Genomic DNA, 16,891 nt, shown 5'->3' on the forward strand with positions numbered 1-16,891 from the left:
ATTGGAAGTTCTGCACCATGTTTAACAAACTCATGTCTAGCCTTGGCTTACAAGGCATTCAAGTGGATACTCGTCTACACACCACTGCACCACAAGCGGGTCAAGCCATTCAGGGTGAGGTTATTTTTAAAGGTGCCGCGTCTAATAAAATTATCAACGGTATTTATTTAAGGCTCATGACCACAGCCGAGGTTGAGTCAGACGATGCTGAGTACAATAGCGCGTTAAGTATTGCCGAATGGCACATTAGCGGGGCTTTTGAGTTACAAGCCCATCAGTCACATGCATTTCCTTTTTCGATTCAACTACCCTTTGAAACTCCAGTTACAGATGTGCCTTGCCGCGTCAATAAAACCCGAGTGTGGTTACATACACATTTAGATGTGGACTGGGGGCTCGATGCAACTGACAAAGACTATTTACAAATTTTACCGACACCGACCATGCAAGCGTTTATTCAAGCCATGCAGCAATGCGGTTTTCAGTTAATGACCGTCGATGTTGAAAAAGGTCAACTACGTGGCAACGGCTTCCACTCGAGCATTGGTTGTTATCAAGAACTTGAATTTAAACCTACGCAATTGTTCAACAGCATCAATGAAGTTGAAGTGTCCTTTGTGGCAGAGCAACATCAAACCCATGTGCTTTTAGAAGTGGATCGTAAATTTCGTGGTGATGGCTTCAACAGCCTTACCATTCCCCATCAGCAGGCTAATCCTGCACTGTTAGCGAATGAAATTAGACGCATGTTAGGACTTTAATTTTTAATCACTGCGCACGACTGTTTCAATATAGAAAAGTCGTGCGCAGTCGAAAAAGGCGTTATTTAAATCCTGTCCGAATTAAATTCTGTCTGCGTTAAATCAAGTCCAAGACTTCGGCAAAGGTTTTAATTCGTGCTTTAGGTGCTGCTTCCGTCAACTCTTGATCAGAACCATAACCGTATTCCACCGCAATGGTTTCAATACCGTTACGACGTGCACCCAAAATGTCATGCTCACGATCACCAACCATCAGACATTCTTCTGCGTTTAACTGCTCTTTTTCTAAAATATAAGCAATCAAATCTCCCTTATTGGTGCGCTCACCGTTCAGCTCACTGCCATAAGGATGCACGAAGTATTGCAGTAAATTGAAATGTTCTAAGATTTGACGGGCATAGATTTCTGGTTTTGCTGTCGCCAAATACAAATGATAGCCCTGCTCAGTCAGTTTATTTAAGGTCGGTTCAACATCGGCAAATAAATGGTTTTCATATAAACCTTTCACCGCAAAACGCTCACGATAGCCCAATAAAGCTTGCTCTGCCAAAACATCGTCCACTGTAACATTTAAGAGTTTTGCCAAAGACGCTTTTAGTGGTGGCCCAATAATCCAGTCAATGTTTAGATCTTCAGCAATGGGGTGTCCGACTTTGTTCAAGCCATAACGCGCACTGGTGGTAATGCCAACTTTCGGATCTGTTAAGGTTCCATCTAAATCTAGCAAAATATGTTTAATCACAGCTGATCCTTCTTGGGCTTTAAATAAAATACTATCGAGAGTTCTGCTAAAGTTGCCTATACTATCGCAAATTTTCGCAACAAGGATATTTCTGTGCGCGCAACCGTACTGTGCTTTTCTGGTTTAGACCCTTCAGGTGGTGCTGGTTTACAGGCCGATATCGAAGCGATTGGTCAAAGTGGTGCGCATGCAGCCATTGCGTGTACAGCACTCACTGTTCAAAACTCGCAACAAGTGTTTGGTTTTGAAGCGACGTCAAAAGAATTGCTGTTAGCTCAGGCCCACGCTGTTGTCGGAGATTTACCAATTAAAGCCATAAAATCTGGCATGTTAGGCACCACAGATAATATTGCAGCACTGGCTGAGTTTCTACGTGAACATCCTGAGTACAAGTATGTGCTCGACCCTGTTTTAGTGGCGAACAGTGGCGGTTCATTGGGTGATCAAGCCACCTTAGTCAAAGCCTTTGTTGAGCTGATCCCATTGGCGGACATTATTACCCCAAATACAGTTGAATTACGGGCGTTAACGGGTCTCGATGACTTAGATGCCGCAACACAAAAACTGTTTGAAATGGGTGCCAAAGCGGTACTGGTCAAAGGTGGTCATGAAGACACACCTGACTATATTCGTAATGCCCTGTTTGTGAATGGCAAGCTCATTTCTGAAACTCGCTGCCCGCGTTTAGCAGGCGAATATCACGGTTCAGGTTGTTCGCTGGCGAGTTTTATTGCAGGTCGTTTGGCGCAAGGTGACAGTGTTAAAGTTGCAGTACATCATGCCGAAACATGGCTCTTTGGCGTATTAAAACAGGCAGAAACACCTGTTGAAGGCGGTCAAAAAATTCCAAAGCGTTTTTAAGTTAGAAAAAAACTACAAAGATAAAAGCCAGTCCATGAAGAAATAGACTGGCTTTTTTTAAATTCTAGATTTTATTTTCGGCACAAAATGAATCAGTCACCTTTGGAATGGGGTATTTAACTATCTTGATGACGTTGTTTTAAATGTGCCACATGCTCACGGTTGGTTTTCCATGACTTTTCTAACACTTCTTTTTCAATCCGAAGCTGAATCCGTTTCAGTTTCATCGCTGGAATCACTTCTGTGTTAAAGGTCTTAATATAATCGACCCATGCTTTACCTTTAAATACCGTACTGGGCATCGCAGTTTTAAACTCGCATTCAGACATGAACACCACAGCAGAATGGATATAATCTACATCGACAATATCTTGCAACACACTTTGCAGCACTTTGACGTGTTTATAATTTTGATGCAGCGGATTTTGAAATTTAAAGCTCTTTTTATAAATTTTTTGCGTCCACATCTTTTGACGCTCACCACCAAAAATCCAGCCCTTATAGTTTTTGGTTTCAATCACAAAAACACCAAAGGGGCTCAATACAATATGGTCAATTTGAGTCGTTCCGCCCTGCTCATCAGGCAAAGTCACATCGTTAATTAGAGTATAACGCTCATCCAAATACAATTTCACATGCGCTTGAACTGCGAACTCACCGAATTTTCCTTTCAGATAGGGCTTAAACGCTTTTAAAAGACCGATCCCGAACAAGATCAGTAGCATCCACCACAGTTCTGAAAACACATTCCCCACAATTTGACTTATCATATTATTCATCGTTATTTGAGTTAGAGACACGATTCTTCAAAAGAATACAGATTAAAAAACAAAGTACTTATTTTTAAATTATTAAACTAAAATACGAGCGTAAAAACTCCGAAACACACGCTTAATTCGCAATTTTCTCAAGTTTCAATAAAATATCTTTATTGTCCAAACCGCCTGCAAAGCCGACCAATTTTCCATTCGCCCCCACAACCCGATGACACGGCGCAATAATTGAAATCGGATTTTTGCCATTGGCTGCACCCACTGCACGAACGGCTTTTACATTGCCGATCTGTAGCGCAATATCTTTATAGCTTCGGGTTTCACCAAACGGAATTTGCAGTAAAGCCTGCCAAACTTGCTTCTGAAAATCTGTCCCCGCAAAATCCAAAGGCAAATCAAAACATTGACGTTTTGCCACAAAATACTCGCTCAACTGTCGTTCAGTTTCCAGTAAAATCGGATGCTGATTGTGTTCGATCAGCTCAGCTAAACGTACCCGTTTGGGATTTTCATTTTCCCACAATACGGCAACCAAGGCTTGATCATGTGCCACCAGTCTCAGTACCCCGACAGGAGATGGCATATATTTAAAAAATAAGCGCATGGTTCACCACAAAAATTGTCTATGTATACAATATTATGACGATGAAAGTTTCATCAGTACAAGCCCAGAAATGATTAAAACCGCTGCGAGCATCCGCATGGCATTGGCAGGTTCACCCAAAATCAAAATACCAACCAAAAATGAACCAATCGCGCCGATCCCTGTCCAAACGGTATAGGCAGTGCCCAAAGGTAAGGTCTTCATGGCATAAGACAGCAATGCAAAACTGGCCACCATAAATACAAGAGTCAAAATACTCGGCGTCAGTTTAGTAAAACCATCCGATACTTTCATCGCATAGGCCCAAACCACTTCGAGTAAACCTGCAACTATTAAAATCACCCATGCCATAAGCAATACACCTTTTATTCAGAGCAGAAACAACAAAGCTTCAAACGAAGGATCGCTTGAAGCTCTACATATTTGAATGAATTTAGCTGGATGAGAGTTTCATCAAAATCAGGCCCGATACAATCAGCACCGCAGCAAACATCCGCATAGCCGTTGCGGGCTCACCTAAAATAAAAATCCCCACCAAGAAAGATCCAATCGCACCAATTCCTGTCCAAATGGTATACGCGGTCCCTAGCGGCAATGTTCGCATTGCATAGGCCAGTAAACCAAAACTTAAAATCATGAACACAATGGTGATGATGCTGGGTGTGAGTTTGCTAAACCCTTCGGACAGCTTCATTGAATATGCCCAAACGATTTCAAACAGACCCGCAAAGATAAGAAAAACCCAAGCCATGCTACTGACTCCTCTTCACTAGAGTCAGGCCGTCCTGACGAATTTTCTCAATATGAGGGAGGTCGTTCCTCCTAAATATGCCTTAAATTATAGCAAAGAGCGCACCAAAATGAATTATTTTCACACTTAGAAATCATTAAAGCGCAAAAAAGAGTGATCCATACCAACAGATCACTCTTTCAGCACAACCTTGGTGCAATCTCAGATATTCACTTTAAACCTAAACGTGCGACTTAGAACTTAAAGCGAAGACCCACTCCATACTGCCAACCTTTCTCTTCGTCGCTTTCAGCTTGCCAAGCCGTCGCTTCATTGCCTTTGCTATATTCATAGGCAATGTCCACATAAGGCATGACTTTTTTGCTGATCTCATAACGTGTCTCAAGACCAACGGCTGCACTACTGAGACCCGATTTTTTGGCATATTTAGAGTCATCACTGAAAATAATGTTCAGATCTAAATAAGGCTTGAAAATCAGCTTTTGGGTCAGTAACAAGTCCCGCTCAGTTTCTAAACTAAACGCAGCATAGTTGTCTGCACCAGCATATACATAGGCATCGGTTTCAAAGAAATACGGCGCTAAACCATGTAGGCCAAGCACCCCATCCACTTTTTCTTCCGTATCCCATCCCTGCTGTTCACGCTCCACCTTTTCAGCTCGGTAACGTGCACCCGCCTGTACATCCCAAAAGTCTGAGATCATACGGCTATACAGCACTTTGGCATCATACTCAGCCTTATGCGATTCCTGCTTATCCGCATGGACTTTAATAAACAGCTTGTTTTCATCTGTCCCGATACGGGTTTCAAACTCAGACTTTACACCACCATCTCCGTCTTCATTCAGCAACCATTTGTTATCGACAGTGGTAACCGCATAAATTTGCGCACCGTGCTCTTTGCGGTGATCATGCGTATGTGCTGTTGAATCATAATTCATCTGCTGTACATGTTGTGCGCTAGCCTGTGGAGCAGCTTGAGTTGGAATGGTCATCGCCTGATGCTGTGCATGTTGTGACATCACAGACTCAGTGGTCATGGAGATATTTGCGCTTGCTTCAGCAGGCATATGATGCCCTTCATGCGCCATAGTCGCAGCACTCATCAACACCAAAGAACTACTCAATATGCTTTTTGAAAAAAGATTAATGGTGCGCATGATGATCTCCTTTCTGAGCATTTGGCTGCTTGCTTGGTTGAGTCTGAACTTGCTTCTCCGATGAAGACTGACCCACCGCAGTTTTCTGTTTAAGCATCTGAGCATGTTCATTGGCACTATGCTGATGATGCTCATGTGCCATATCTTTGGACTGAACTTGGCTTGTAGATTTGGCTTTTTGTTTTTCATGCTGTGCATGAGATTCGGCAGCCATAGCTAACGAACTCAATAAGACACTAAGAGCTAAAGTAAAACCTGAAAAAAGATTAGTGATGCGCATGTTCATCTCCTTTTGGTTCAGCTTGAGCTGCTGTTTTTTGCTCTTGAATTGGGGTGGTTGACACTTGACTATCACTCACATTGGCCACAATCAGTTTATTCATCATGCCTGAGCTCATGTGGTACAGCAGATGACAGTGAATGGCCCATTCGCCTAACTCATCTGCGGTCAGTAAAGCGGTCACTGTTTTGCCCGGTGGCACAATCAAAGTGTGCTTATTCGGCATATCAACGGCAGCTTGTCCATTTTCCAGTTGCATAAACATACCGTGCAAATGCATCGGATGCGCCATCATGCTGTCATTGACAAATTTGATCCGAATACGCTCGCCGTACTTCACTTTCAACGGTTCAGCATCGCTAAATTTTTTCCCGTTGATGGTCCACAAATAGCGCTCCATAGTTCCACCCAAACGAATCACTAACTCGCTCGTCGCCTCGCGGGTATCTTTTTGCGGCTCTAAGGATTTCAGATCGCTATATTGCAATGCCTTATCACCTTTAGGGGTAGAGGCATTCGCCCACCCATACACTGGTGTAACAGCTTCCTGTACCGAACTTGCTGTCGTATTATGTTGCGCATGACCCATCTGTGTATGATCCATCTCAGACATGGTCTCATGATTCATCTTCGCATGATCCATTTCAGGCATCGCTTCAGGGTTCATTTTGGAGTGATCCATTGCAGGCATCGCTTCATGACTCATCTTTGAGTGATCCATACCTGAATGTTCTGAGCCGTGTCCCATATCTTCCATGGTCAACAATGAGCGTGGACGTGGCGCAGGCATATTTATACTCTGTGCCATTGGAGTCAACTCATTGTGTAAAGTTCCAATGGCGTAGCCTGAACGGTCAATCGACTCTGCTTCAATTTGATAATGCCCTGCTTTCGGTTCCACAATCACATCATAAGTTTCAGCAGTTCCAATCCTGAACTCATCCACAGGAACGGGTTTAACAGGCTGACCATCTGCACTGACTACCGTCATTTTTAAGTGAGGAATACGGATATCAAAAAAAGACATGGCTGAGGCATTGATAAAACGCAACCGAACCTTCTCGTTCGGCTTAAACATACCTATCCAGTTCTGCTCAGGCGTTTTACCATTAATGAGGAAGGTATAACCCGTAACATCCGACAGATCCGTTTTTAGCATGCGCATTTGGTTCCACATGGAACGGTCTTGCCACGCGGCTTTTAAGCCCTCACGCTGTACTTGTTTCCACACGTCAGCAACGGTTTCACGCTGATTTTGATAATATTCTGCAGAAATCTTCAAATTCTTCTGAATTTGTTCACTGCTCTGCTCATGGAAGTCCGACAGCATCACCACATAATCACGCTCTGCTTTTTCATGCTGAGCTAAAGGCTTTTTGTCTTTGGGATAAATGACCAATGCACCATACAGCCCATCTTGTTCCTGTCCTTTAGAATGCGCATGGTACCAATAGGTGCCACTTTGGCGCACTTTGAACTTATAGACAAATTCGCTCTTCGGCTGAATACCATTAAACCCGTTAAAACCTGGTACACCATCCATCAGCCCAGGCAAAAGCAAACCATGCCAGTGGATCGATGAATCCTGTTTTTTGAGGTTGTTTTTAACCCGAATGACCGCATCATCGCCCTCCTCAAATTCAAGCAAGGGAGCTGGAAACTGTCCGTTGACACTAATCCGCTTGAGCGACTTGCCGGTTAAATTGACGGGACTTTCATCAATCACCAATTGGTATTCTTTGACTGCGGCAAAGCTCCAAGAAGATGACATCAGACACACCCCAAGGATGAGGCTTTGTTTAAATTGAATAGACATGACTAAATCCTAATAATTTTAAAAATAAAGTTTTAAAAATCAGGATTAGGCTTTGGGAGGACGTAGAATTTCTTGCCAATAGCCCACTAAATGTTGAGCTTGATAGCGAAAATGGGGGGATGATTGTGCTAAAGCGGCTTCAAGCTGAACCACTGCAAGCAGTTCAGCCTCTAAAAGTGTCAGCGTTGTTTGGCAGTGATACTGTGCACACTCCTGACACTGAACTTGCTTATTTTGCAGCATATCCGAAGCATGACAGTTGCTCTTCGCTGTTATGTCGGTCTGAGCCATATGCATTTGATGTCCAGAGACTGGACTCAATGATTTCGTTTGATGACAGTCGGGCATGCTTTGCCTGCCTGTTGCATGCGCTGAACTTTGCTCACTGGTTGCAGTCTGCATACTTAGTTGCATCATTTGATGCATCGGCGCTGCCGAAGCTTGGGCAATACCACTCCACCCCATTACCAAAGTAATGAGTAAGACAAACCAAGAATGTGTCTTGAGCAATGAACGCACAATCAATCCTATTTAGTCAGTGAAGAATGATATCTCAACGCAACAAAACGCTCTTTGCATGTAAATGCCTGATCTTTTGTTGCTGATCCCAATCTACAGGATAAGCAAAGAATGCTTTATACACAAGTTTATAAATTTAAATTCAATTACTACGACAGTTTAGCCACTACGCACACTTAAACAATAAAGTTATTTTTTAAACAGTGCTATTTTTAAGTACAGATGAATAAAGCATCAGTAACAATCAGGCATTCACACCATAAAAAGGACTCAAATGAGTCCTTTTTATACATTTAACGTCTAAATACTAAACCATTGCTATGTAAACGTTTAAACATTAATCAAGTTATCCATATCGTTATCAACATAGATATCCACCAGTTTATCCATAAAGTTATCCACAACCTGTATAGCATTTATACCTATGAGCTTAAACCTTTACCGCACCCACTTTTGCAAGCTCTGCACGCATATCATCAATCACAGCTTTATAATCTGGTTTTCCAAAAATAGCTGAACCCGCAACAAACATATCTGCACCCGCTTCTGCAATCTCGCGAATATTTGCAGGTGACACACCACCATCCACTTCTAAACGAATATCACGCCCTGAAGCATCAATAATTTTGCGCGCTTCACGTAGTTTATCTAAAGTCATCGGAATAAATTTTTGACCACCAAAACCTGGGTTCACACTCATCAACAAAATTTGATCGACTTTATCCAGCACATAATCTAAATAATGTAACGGCGTTGCTGGGTTAAAGACCAAACCAGCTTTTGCACCGCCTGATTTAATCAACTGTAAAGAACGGTCGATATGGTCAGAGGCTTCTGGATGAAAGGTAATAATATCCGCGCCTGCTTCTAGGAAGTCACCAATCATGCGATCGACAGGTTTAACCATCAAATGCACATCAATTGGGGCTTTGATGCCGTAGTTCTTGAGGGCCTTACAAATACCCGCACCAAAAGTCAGGTTTGGCACATAGTGGTTATCCATCACATCAAAGTGAACCACGTCTGCACCTGCTGCAAGTACATGTTCAACGTCTTCACCTAAACGGGCAAAGTCAGCAGAGAGAATAGATGGTGCAATTAAATAAGGCTTGGACATGCGTGTACCTGGCTTATACAAAAGGGAATAAAGGCATTATAGCAAATTCAGCTTTTGAACTGGGACTTGTGAAAAAAGAAAGCGTTAAGCTTTCTAAATTTGCAACGTAGCGTTGCAACATTCAACTTTTCATTTGACTTGAAACTGTTATGGTAAGAGATCAATCGACGAGGTAAATATGAAAAGTACTGCGGATATTGTCACGACAGATGCGGCTCGAATTGCAAAACGACTGGTGAATCATTGGAAACATAAGTTTGAAATCGAACAAGAACCCAGTAGTTTTACCATTATCATGCCTGAAGCCCGCGTACAGTTAAGCCCTCAAGCCGAACATTTACATGTCAGCATTGAGGCGAGTGAAGAGAAACTGAGTCACTTAGAGCACGTAGTCTTAGACCACCTGATCCGTATGGGACAAACGCCACTCACAGCAACATGGACACAAGTTTAAGTCAACGGCTGAATGAATTAGTTTGATAAGCGTTGCTGTTGGTTAAATTGGCGAATAGCTGCAATACGCTCTTGGGTCGCAGGGTGACTTTGGAAAAATGAACCAATGCCACCGTCCTCCTCTTCTTCGGACTTCCCTTGCGGCTGCTTTTCTTCCTCTTCGGCACGTGCATCATCTTCCATACGTGCTAAAAATTTTGCCAAATGTAAGCTGGAGATATGGTTTTTATCCAGCACTTGCATGGCATACAAGTCCGCATCACTTTCAAAATTGCGTGAATAACTGGCACCAACCAAAGCCACGGGCAAAGTTGTAAATAAGGCCGAACTGTCCCCCGTCACCGCAATCAATAGCACACTAAAACCTAAACTGGATAAGGCTTGCTGTAAGCTATGTCGCTCGACCAAGTGCCCTTGCTCATGTGCTAAAACGCCAATAATTTCATGATCATCTTTGGCTAAATTAACCAATTCATCGGTCAGAATAATGGTGTTGTTGGGAATGGCCAACGCATTGGTTCCAATTTGTCCGCCTGCACGAAACAGTACTTTGGCAGGTTGCCCATTGGCAACAAGGTCTTGATAGCTTTGTATGATTTGTTTTTGACGTGCAAGAGGGATAGTCGAAGGTCCCGTCAGCTTAAATACTTGTTCTTGCGCTTCATCACCGAGTTTATAGATGGTATCGGCAGGCAGTTGCATCGCGACATAATGTGCTGCGCTTGGAATACCCCATCTTAAAATGGCGAAGATAAAAGCGGCAACAAACACAACACTAAACAAGATGAGACTTGGTGAGCGTTCTAATTTCCAAATCGAATGCTGTACATGCTTTTTGTTCAACTCAAACCAGTCAGGCAATGCTTGTGGAAATTCAATCCGTGCATCATCTTTCAACTCAATCACAGGTTGAATCTGCCCCAATGCCCCAATCAACTGCATATCGGCATAGTAATAACGACGTTGCTGCTGGTTATAACAGATCAAGACCGTTTCGCTATCTATCGGTGCAATCGTGGCTGGATAAGGCTTAGAAATCTGCCCATCGTAAAAGATGATGTTTTGTTCCTGCATTTAAGCCTCGTTATAGCGAAATATCGATGTCAAAAATATCACTCAGCTCTTCAGCTATCGCATTCGGGTCATCTTGAGCCAAATTGTACATACGATCTGGATCATTTTTTAGGGTTAAAGTTAATGACTCAATTTGATACTGATACAAACGCACCGCAGCCCATGCCGATAACAAACCGAGCGAAAGAATTTTTAAAATCCAGTTGGTCATCACGATCCATGCATAATGCATTTGACCACAGTCCGTTTGGAAAGGACTACGCCCCAACGTGGCTTTATTCCATGTGGTAATAAAAATACGCGCCATCATCAACGGCCAAATCATAAAAGCAGCAATCATATAAATCACCGCCACGATGATCCCAAACTGGGTTGGAGAACTGCTCCCAACTTGAAGAGTGAAGGCAACGAATAATCCTAAAACAAAGACGATTCCAATAAACAAAAACACAGGGATGTACATAGCACGCATATAGTCAGGCCAATCGGCATGTAGCTCAAAACGTAACTGCCCAAGTTGTAAATTATCCAGCGTGTATTTTTTAAAATACCAAAACAGCACTGGGAAAAAGATCCCGAGGGTAAAGATGTAAATCAAAATGCCTTTCAGCGCCAAGATATAGGCTTCTTTGGTTGTGCCTGTAAAATAAAAACGGCTATTGCCAAATTTACTGTTCCGCGCTCGGAAACGAATGGTTGAACGCACCAACCACGGAACCAATAAAAAGATGATGAGGAAACCAATTAAAGAAGCTTGCCAAGATACCTGAGCCAAAGCTGAAGCGCCAAAGTACACGCCCAAAGCAATAATTCGACCAATCAGGATACGTGTAGGTACACCCGTAAAATCAAACTTGCGGCGATAAAACACCGTGTTGCCATAAAAATAGCGTAAGCGTCTAACCTTCGCCCAAGGCGCATATAAACTGAAGGTAACAATGGTCAATAAGATATTCACAATCCAAATGCCAAAGTACTCTCGGGCATTACCACGGAATTGGAAACGAAAGGTCTGTCCCAAATAGGCGTTTGGCTCATCCGTGGGAACGGCTGGTGGAGGTGGCCAGCTTGCTTCAAAAGAAGCCTCTACAGGTGGCAAAGATGCCTCTGAATTTTGCATGTATACCCTATCTATTATTTTACTGTTTTATTTTTTAAGAACAAAAAATCAATCACCCAACCATGTTAATGCCAGTGCTGGATGATTTCTAGTCAAAAATTAAGAATAAATATGACAAATCAAGATTTAAGATTCGAGCTGTACGGCATGAAACTGCAGGTGATCATCGATAAAACTTTGAATAAAGTAATAACCATGGTCATAGCCTGCATGTTCGCGAAGCGTCAGTGGCTGGCCCGCAGCCTGACAGGCTTGCTGAAATAATGCAGGATTGAGCTGGCTATAAAACTGATCACTCAAACCCTGATCAATTAAAATATCGGCAAAATGAGCTGTTTTTGTTTGGACCAAAGCAGTTGCATCATGTTTCAACCACTCAGCTTGATCTGAACCTAAATAGTTTGAAAACGCTTTTTCGCCCCAAGGACATTGACTTGGTGCACAAATCGGAGCAAATGCAGACACCGACTTAAACTTCTCAGGATATTTCAAGGCCAAGGTTAAAGCGCCATGACCGCCCATGCTGTGCCCGAAAATCCCAATACGCTCTGCTTGTACAGCAAATTGCTGAATCACTAAATCATATAACTCTTCAACGATATAGCTTTCCATCTGGAAATGCTCAGCCCACGGTGCTTGGGTGGCATTGATATAAAAACCTGCCCCTTGCCCAATATCCCAATGATCACCTTGCGCAACCTGTTCACCACGAGGAGAAGTATCAGGCGTTACCAAAACCAGACCTAACTGAGCTGCTAAACGCTGTGCGTGCGCTTTAATGGCAAAGGTTTCTTCGGTACAGGTTAAACCCGCCAAATAAAATAATGTTGGACACGCTTGCCCCGCTAACGCTTGAGCGGGTAAATAAATACCAAACCTGCTCTCGCCTTGAAGGCTGATGGAATTAAATCGGTAAATACGCTGTTCACCATCAAAACTACGGTTAGATTGTACTAATTCCATCAGGGTTCCTTTTTAGATCCAAATTAAGGGGTTGTAACAGCTTTAGGTGGAAACAAGCGCTGTTCAAGTTGTGGAAGCATCAGCTCCATATTTTTACCCATCGACCACTGAGGTTCAGAGGGTTCAAAACCTTGTGCTGTTTCCCATTGGCTCACAGTCTTTTGTGCTTGGCTAAAAGCAGTTTCTATACTGTTTTGTTCACGCATTGCTTGATCGAAAAACGCCCGACCAAAATAAGTATAATCGGCTTCATTGGTACAACCAAAAGACTGACGGTCTGCTGCCGAAGCAGTAATGATCAAGGTATTGTCATTTTGCAATGCTGGTACAAAGCTTCCAGAGAAGCACGATGAAATCACAATCACACGCCAGCGAATACCCGATGCATCTAAGGTTTCGCGTAACCATTTCGGGTCGACCTGAGTTAAGTCTAAAGGTGCATTTTCCATTTCGAACTGGTTCGGTAAACCATGCGAAGTCATATATAAAAATAACACATCGCTTTCACGGTTCATTTGCTGTCCCATACGGCGCAGTGACATTTCAATACTGTGTTTAGAGGCAATCGGAATTTCTGTCCGTGTTGCAGGGTTATTCACCAACATCATCGAACGACCCAAAGTACCAAAACGCGTATCGAACTGTTCTTTTATTCGCTCGACTTCCGAACGGAATACATCTTGATAACTCGCTCCCGCCACACCAAGGAAATACCAATGTGACTGGGCAAATTCACCATATTGCACAGACTCTAGTGCTTTATTCAGTAAACGACTTTGTGCATAAAAGGCATCTTCTGCAAAGGTTGGTGGCGTTTCTTCTACTTTCCAAATCGGCTGACTGGTCACTGACATTTGCCAAACCACAAGGGTAAACAGCGTAGCCAAGACAATCAGAGCACGCTCCCACCAAGGCCATTTCAGCTCACGTGAAAACACCCACACCACAGCCAAACTCTGCCAGACAAACAGTACCATGAACACATTCGGCAGGTAGTCGTAGAAGAAATACGGCAGGACATCAATCATGCCCAAATATTGGATAAAACTTTGTAATAACGCGATATGCGTATCCAACACGAGCCAAAGCAATGCTGGTACCAACATCAAACGCGGATTATTCACCCGTTGAGACAGAAAAATCCCGACAATCAGGGCAATGAAAGGCCAAAGTGCGTAACTGACCAAACCTTGTGGGTTAAAGTCACCGATCTCTCCTGCGCTCAACCAGCTAAATAAAGTATTGGCTGAGCCACCTAAAATTCCCCAGAAGATGAGCTGCATAATCGAAGGATGGACAATTTGCAAAGAGCGTCGTGAACCTAGAAACAACCACATCCCCGCAGTTTGGTTGCTTTTAAAATCATGCCAAAAGTTGATGGAGGGTTTGAAGTCGATCATAAGATTCTAATTAAATTGTGACTTGCGTAGGGACACACTAAGTTTATGCTTGATCAGCATTTTATCAATGATGTTTTTAATTATATAACAAATCTTTGCATACTTTTGAAGCAGTCTTCCACTTCAGTCTAAGCGTTCATGCTGAAAATAGGCATCAAAACGGCATGCATCCCCTAGCCACTGATGAGTGGTTTCTTGATTTGCCAAAAATACGGCCAAGCGAGGACGTTTGACCACCACCCGTTTTGCCACTTTTTGCGCTAAGCCAAGCAGATTATCGCCCAGATCCATTTCACCATCTTCAGGCAATAACATATGTAAAAGCTGCATTTGCTTTTTCACTTGCGCCTGTTTTTTCACCGCTTGCTGGTTTTGATCACGTTGTGGAAACATCGGATCTAGATAAACCACATCGACCTTATTGCCCTGCTCTGCTTGTTGCTGCAAATACTCTTCGGAATCTGAAAAAACCAAGTCAATTCGAGTCACCACGGGATTTAAAAATGCATCCTGCAAAGCCTGTTCCTTACTTGACTCTAACAAGGTGAATAAAATGGGATGGCGTTCTACCAAAGTGACATTGGCGCCTAAATGTGCCATGAGCAGTGAATCATGCCCAAGCCCTGCCGTTGCATCAATGAGCTTAGGTTTTTCAGTCAAGTGGCAAGCACGAGCAATCATTTCAGACTTTAACGACGCACGCTTTAAACGTGGAACTTCAGCTTTCCAATCCGGCTGCATTTTCATGCCATTGGCACAAAGCCAAAGCCCATCGGCATCGGCACACAGACCCAGTTCAGGATGAAAACGGAAGAAACGTGCATTTAACTTTTCGGCGACTTCGATGCTGACTTCGACACCACGAGAAAAAAGCACAGCAACATAGTGCTGTGCTTTTTCTAAATGCTCTTGTTCCACATATAAGCGCATTGGGCCTACCATAACTTCCAACCCGTAAAGGCAAACAGTAGAATCACTAAGCCTGAAGCGATGCGATACCATGCAAAAATCATGAAATCACGCTTCGCCACATAAGCGACTAAAGCACGAATCAACAGTAAAGCCGAGATAAAAGAAACAATAATGCCTGTTGCCAATACGATCCAATCTTGTTGTCCGTCAAACACATGCGCACTTTGGTACAAATCTAACAGACCCGCACCAATAATTACTGGAATACCCAAGAAGAATGAAAACTCAGTGGCTGCTTTGCGCGATACACCTAAGAACATCGCGCCAATAATGGTTGCCCCCGAACGTGATGTCCCTGGAATTAAAGACAGCACTTGAATCAGACCAATCCAAATCGCATCTTTTACACTCAGGTCTTCAACTTCATGCACGCGCTCTTGTGGTGGATGCTTTTCAATCCAAATAATAATCAAGCCACCCACAATCAAACCAATAGCAATCGCAATATCATTAAATAAAAGCTCTTTCACCGTTTGACCAAATGTCAAACCAATCAGCACAATAGGAATCGACGCTAAAATTAGCCCAATCCCGAGACGGCGACCTTGGGGTTCACCACTAAAAATTCCCGTTGCTGCCCCCCACAAACGTGTCCAATATTCATAAATGACGGCTGCAATTGCCCCCATTTGAATGGCGATCACAAAGACATCACTTTTTTCTTTGGTCCAAAAATTCATAAGTTCTGAAGCTAAAATTAAATGTCCAGTACTCGAAATGGGTAAGAATTCAGTAATACCTTCAACAATACCCATAATTGCCGCTTTGAGCAGCAGTAAAAGATCCATAAAAAAACCCTAATTATGCTTTGCCCTGTTCCGGGATTTTTTTCCAAGCGTTATCACGTAAATAGACTGGAAGTGCAAGTTCAGCACTCACCCAGTGTTGTTGCTGTGCATTCTTGCGCGCAATTGTGGCAATATCTTGCGCAGTTGCACTTAAATCTTTGTATTGTATTTGTGATGGATCAATTAAGGTTGCGCCTGAACCAACTAAAGTAAACGGTGTACATTCAGTAGCCGCGGCATAGCTTAGAAGCTGTTCTTCATCGACGGCTTGCATGATGCCGTCCGTATCTAATTGAAAACTTGCAATATAGACTTCACTCATGCGAGCGTCTAAAACTGCGGTGACTGTGGTTAGACCGTGCACACGATGTGCAGCTTGTGCGAGCGCTTGTAAAGTTGAAACAGGAACCACAGGCAAATCATTCGACCATGCCAAAGCTTGAGTCACGGCGGCATTAATACGAACGCCGCTAAAAGAACCAGGACCACGACTAAAAGCGATACAAGACAAATCTTCTGTCTTTATATCCAACTGTAAAAACCCTTGTTCAATCATTGGCAGAATCGTTTGCGTTTGTGCTTTTGCGCGCGTATCCAATTGGAAAAAAAGTTCTTGATTTTCATCTACAATAGAGACGGAACACTGCTCATTTGCAGATTCCAATGCCAGCACTTTCATGCACAACCTTAATGATTTAATCTATAAAAACGTGGCTATGATACTCCACTCAAAAGCA

General features: G+C 43.0%; 20 protein-coding genes. 3 read left to right on the plus strand and 17 right to left on the minus strand.

Annotation, left to right across the window (positions count from 1 at the left end):
- The first annotated feature begins 17 nt into the window (after positions 1–17).
- Entirely contained in the window at positions 18–761 is a 744-nt protein-coding gene (locus AC5EUN_RS13260; RefSeq protein ID WP_010325994.1) for a sporulation protein, read from the plus strand.
- A 97-nt stretch (positions 762–858) separates the two neighbouring features.
- Here the strand turns inward: AC5EUN_RS13260 and AC5EUN_RS13265 are convergent, their stop codons facing one another.
- Positions 859–1,503: an HAD-IA family hydrolase gene (locus tag AC5EUN_RS13265; protein ID WP_493352377.1), complete on the minus strand. Its 645-nt coding sequence runs from the start codon at positions 1,501–1,503 to the stop codon at positions 859–861.
- Between the two features lie 93 nt (positions 1,504–1,596).
- Here AC5EUN_RS13265 and AC5EUN_RS13270 point away from each other — a divergent pair, with 93 nt between their 5' ends.
- Complete coding sequence (locus AC5EUN_RS13270; protein ID WP_010325992.1) at positions 1,597–2,364, plus strand: hydroxymethylpyrimidine/phosphomethylpyrimidine kinase; 768 nt, start codon at positions 1,597–1,599, stop codon at positions 2,362–2,364.
- Between the two features lie 116 nt (positions 2,365–2,480).
- On the opposite strand, the gene AC5EUN_RS13275 is transcribed toward AC5EUN_RS13270, so the two are convergent.
- From AC5EUN_RS13275 to rpe, 9 genes are all read right to left on the minus strand, one after another.
- The gene (locus AC5EUN_RS13275) at positions 2,481–3,134 is read right to left on the minus strand and encodes a nuclease-related domain-containing protein (RefSeq protein ID WP_010325991.1); all 654 of its coding nucleotides are present in this window, start codon (positions 3,132–3,134) and stop codon (positions 2,481–2,483) included.
- Between the two features lie 121 nt (positions 3,135–3,255).
- Complete coding sequence (locus AC5EUN_RS13280; RefSeq protein WP_010325990.1) at positions 3,256–3,741, minus strand: methylated-DNA--[protein]-cysteine S-methyltransferase; 486 nt, start codon at positions 3,739–3,741, stop codon at positions 3,256–3,258.
- Positions 3,742–3,774: 33 nt separating this feature from the next.
- Positions 3,775–4,092 (minus strand): quaternary ammonium compound efflux SMR transporter SugE, encoded by a 318-nt coding sequence (gene sugE, locus AC5EUN_RS13285; protein ID WP_010325989.1) that lies wholly within the window; start codon positions 4,090–4,092, stop codon positions 3,775–3,777.
- 82 nt (positions 4,093–4,174) lie between these two features.
- Positions 4,175–4,492 (minus strand): quaternary ammonium compound efflux SMR transporter SugE, encoded by a 318-nt coding sequence (gene sugE, locus AC5EUN_RS13290; protein ID WP_005400191.1) that lies wholly within the window; start codon positions 4,490–4,492, stop codon positions 4,175–4,177.
- 233 nt (positions 4,493–4,725) lie between these two features.
- Entirely contained in the window at positions 4,726–5,652 is a 927-nt protein-coding gene (locus AC5EUN_RS13295) for a copper resistance protein B (RefSeq protein ID WP_010325988.1), read from the minus strand.
- Positions 5,639–5,932 (minus strand): hypothetical protein, encoded by a 294-nt coding sequence (locus AC5EUN_RS13300; RefSeq protein WP_010325987.1) that lies wholly within the window; start codon positions 5,930–5,932, stop codon positions 5,639–5,641. Before AC5EUN_RS13300 ends, AC5EUN_RS13295 begins: the two co-directional genes overlap by 14 nt.
- The gene (locus tag AC5EUN_RS13305) at positions 5,919–7,748 is read right to left on the minus strand and encodes a copper resistance system multicopper oxidase (protein WP_010325986.1); all 1,830 of its coding nucleotides are present in this window, start codon (positions 7,746–7,748) and stop codon (positions 5,919–5,921) included. The genes AC5EUN_RS13300 and AC5EUN_RS13305 overlap by 14 nt, the downstream gene beginning before the upstream one ends.
- A 45-nt stretch (positions 7,749–7,793) precedes the next feature.
- Positions 7,794–8,267: a hypothetical protein gene (locus AC5EUN_RS13310; RefSeq protein ID WP_010325985.1), complete on the minus strand. Its 474-nt coding sequence runs from the start codon at positions 8,265–8,267 to the stop codon at positions 7,794–7,796.
- Positions 8,268–8,697: 430 nt separating this feature from the next.
- Positions 8,698–9,384 (minus strand): ribulose-phosphate 3-epimerase, encoded by a 687-nt coding sequence (gene rpe, locus AC5EUN_RS13315; RefSeq protein WP_004694978.1) that lies wholly within the window; start codon positions 9,382–9,384, stop codon positions 8,698–8,700.
- A gap of 178 nt (positions 9,385–9,562) precedes the next feature.
- On the opposite strand from rpe, the gene AC5EUN_RS13320 reads away from it, so the two are divergent.
- Positions 9,563–9,838 (plus strand): DUF2218 domain-containing protein, encoded by a 276-nt coding sequence (locus AC5EUN_RS13320; RefSeq protein WP_010325984.1) that lies wholly within the window; start codon positions 9,563–9,565, stop codon positions 9,836–9,838.
- Positions 9,839–9,855: 17 nt separating this feature from the next.
- Here the strand turns inward: AC5EUN_RS13320 and AC5EUN_RS13325 are convergent, their stop codons facing one another.
- The 7 genes from AC5EUN_RS13325 to tsaB all read right to left on the minus strand — a co-directional run bounded on the left by AC5EUN_RS13325 (position 9,856) and on the right by tsaB (position 16,833).
- Positions 9,856–10,911, minus strand: a complete 1,056-nt coding sequence (locus AC5EUN_RS13325) for a M48 family metallopeptidase (RefSeq protein ID WP_010325983.1) — start codon at positions 10,909–10,911, stop codon at positions 9,856–9,858.
- A 10-nt stretch (positions 10,912–10,921) separates the two neighbouring features.
- Positions 10,922–12,031 carry a YjgN family protein gene (locus AC5EUN_RS13330; protein ID WP_010325982.1) on the minus strand — a complete coding sequence of 370 codons (1,110 nt, stop codon included), beginning with the start codon at positions 12,029–12,031 and terminating at the stop codon, positions 10,922–10,924.
- A gap of 126 nt (positions 12,032–12,157) precedes the next feature.
- Positions 12,158–12,994: an S-formylglutathione hydrolase gene (fghA, locus tag AC5EUN_RS13335; protein ID WP_010325981.1), complete on the minus strand. Its 837-nt coding sequence runs from the start codon at positions 12,992–12,994 to the stop codon at positions 12,158–12,160.
- Between the two features lie 23 nt (positions 12,995–13,017).
- The gene (locus AC5EUN_RS13340) at positions 13,018–14,394 is read right to left on the minus strand and encodes a C13 family peptidase (protein WP_010325980.1); all 1,377 of its coding nucleotides are present in this window, start codon (positions 14,392–14,394) and stop codon (positions 13,018–13,020) included.
- Between the two features lie 123 nt (positions 14,395–14,517).
- Positions 14,518–15,336 carry a class I SAM-dependent methyltransferase gene (locus AC5EUN_RS13345; RefSeq protein ID WP_010325979.1) on the minus strand — a complete coding sequence of 273 codons (819 nt, stop codon included), beginning with the start codon at positions 15,334–15,336 and terminating at the stop codon, positions 14,518–14,520.
- The gene (locus AC5EUN_RS13350) at positions 15,330–16,154 is read right to left on the minus strand and encodes an undecaprenyl-diphosphate phosphatase (protein WP_010325978.1); all 825 of its coding nucleotides are present in this window, start codon (positions 16,152–16,154) and stop codon (positions 15,330–15,332) included. The genes AC5EUN_RS13345 and AC5EUN_RS13350 overlap by 7 nt, the downstream gene beginning before the upstream one ends.
- Positions 16,155–16,167: 13 nt before the next feature.
- Positions 16,168–16,833 (minus strand): tRNA (adenosine(37)-N6)-threonylcarbamoyltransferase complex dimerization subunit type 1 TsaB, encoded by a 666-nt coding sequence (gene tsaB / locus AC5EUN_RS13355; protein WP_010325977.1) that lies wholly within the window; start codon positions 16,831–16,833, stop codon positions 16,168–16,170.
- Between the last annotated feature and the right edge of the window lie 58 nt (positions 16,834–16,891).

This window comes from Acinetobacter sp. CAU_H_S170_2, from assembly GCF_058890445.1.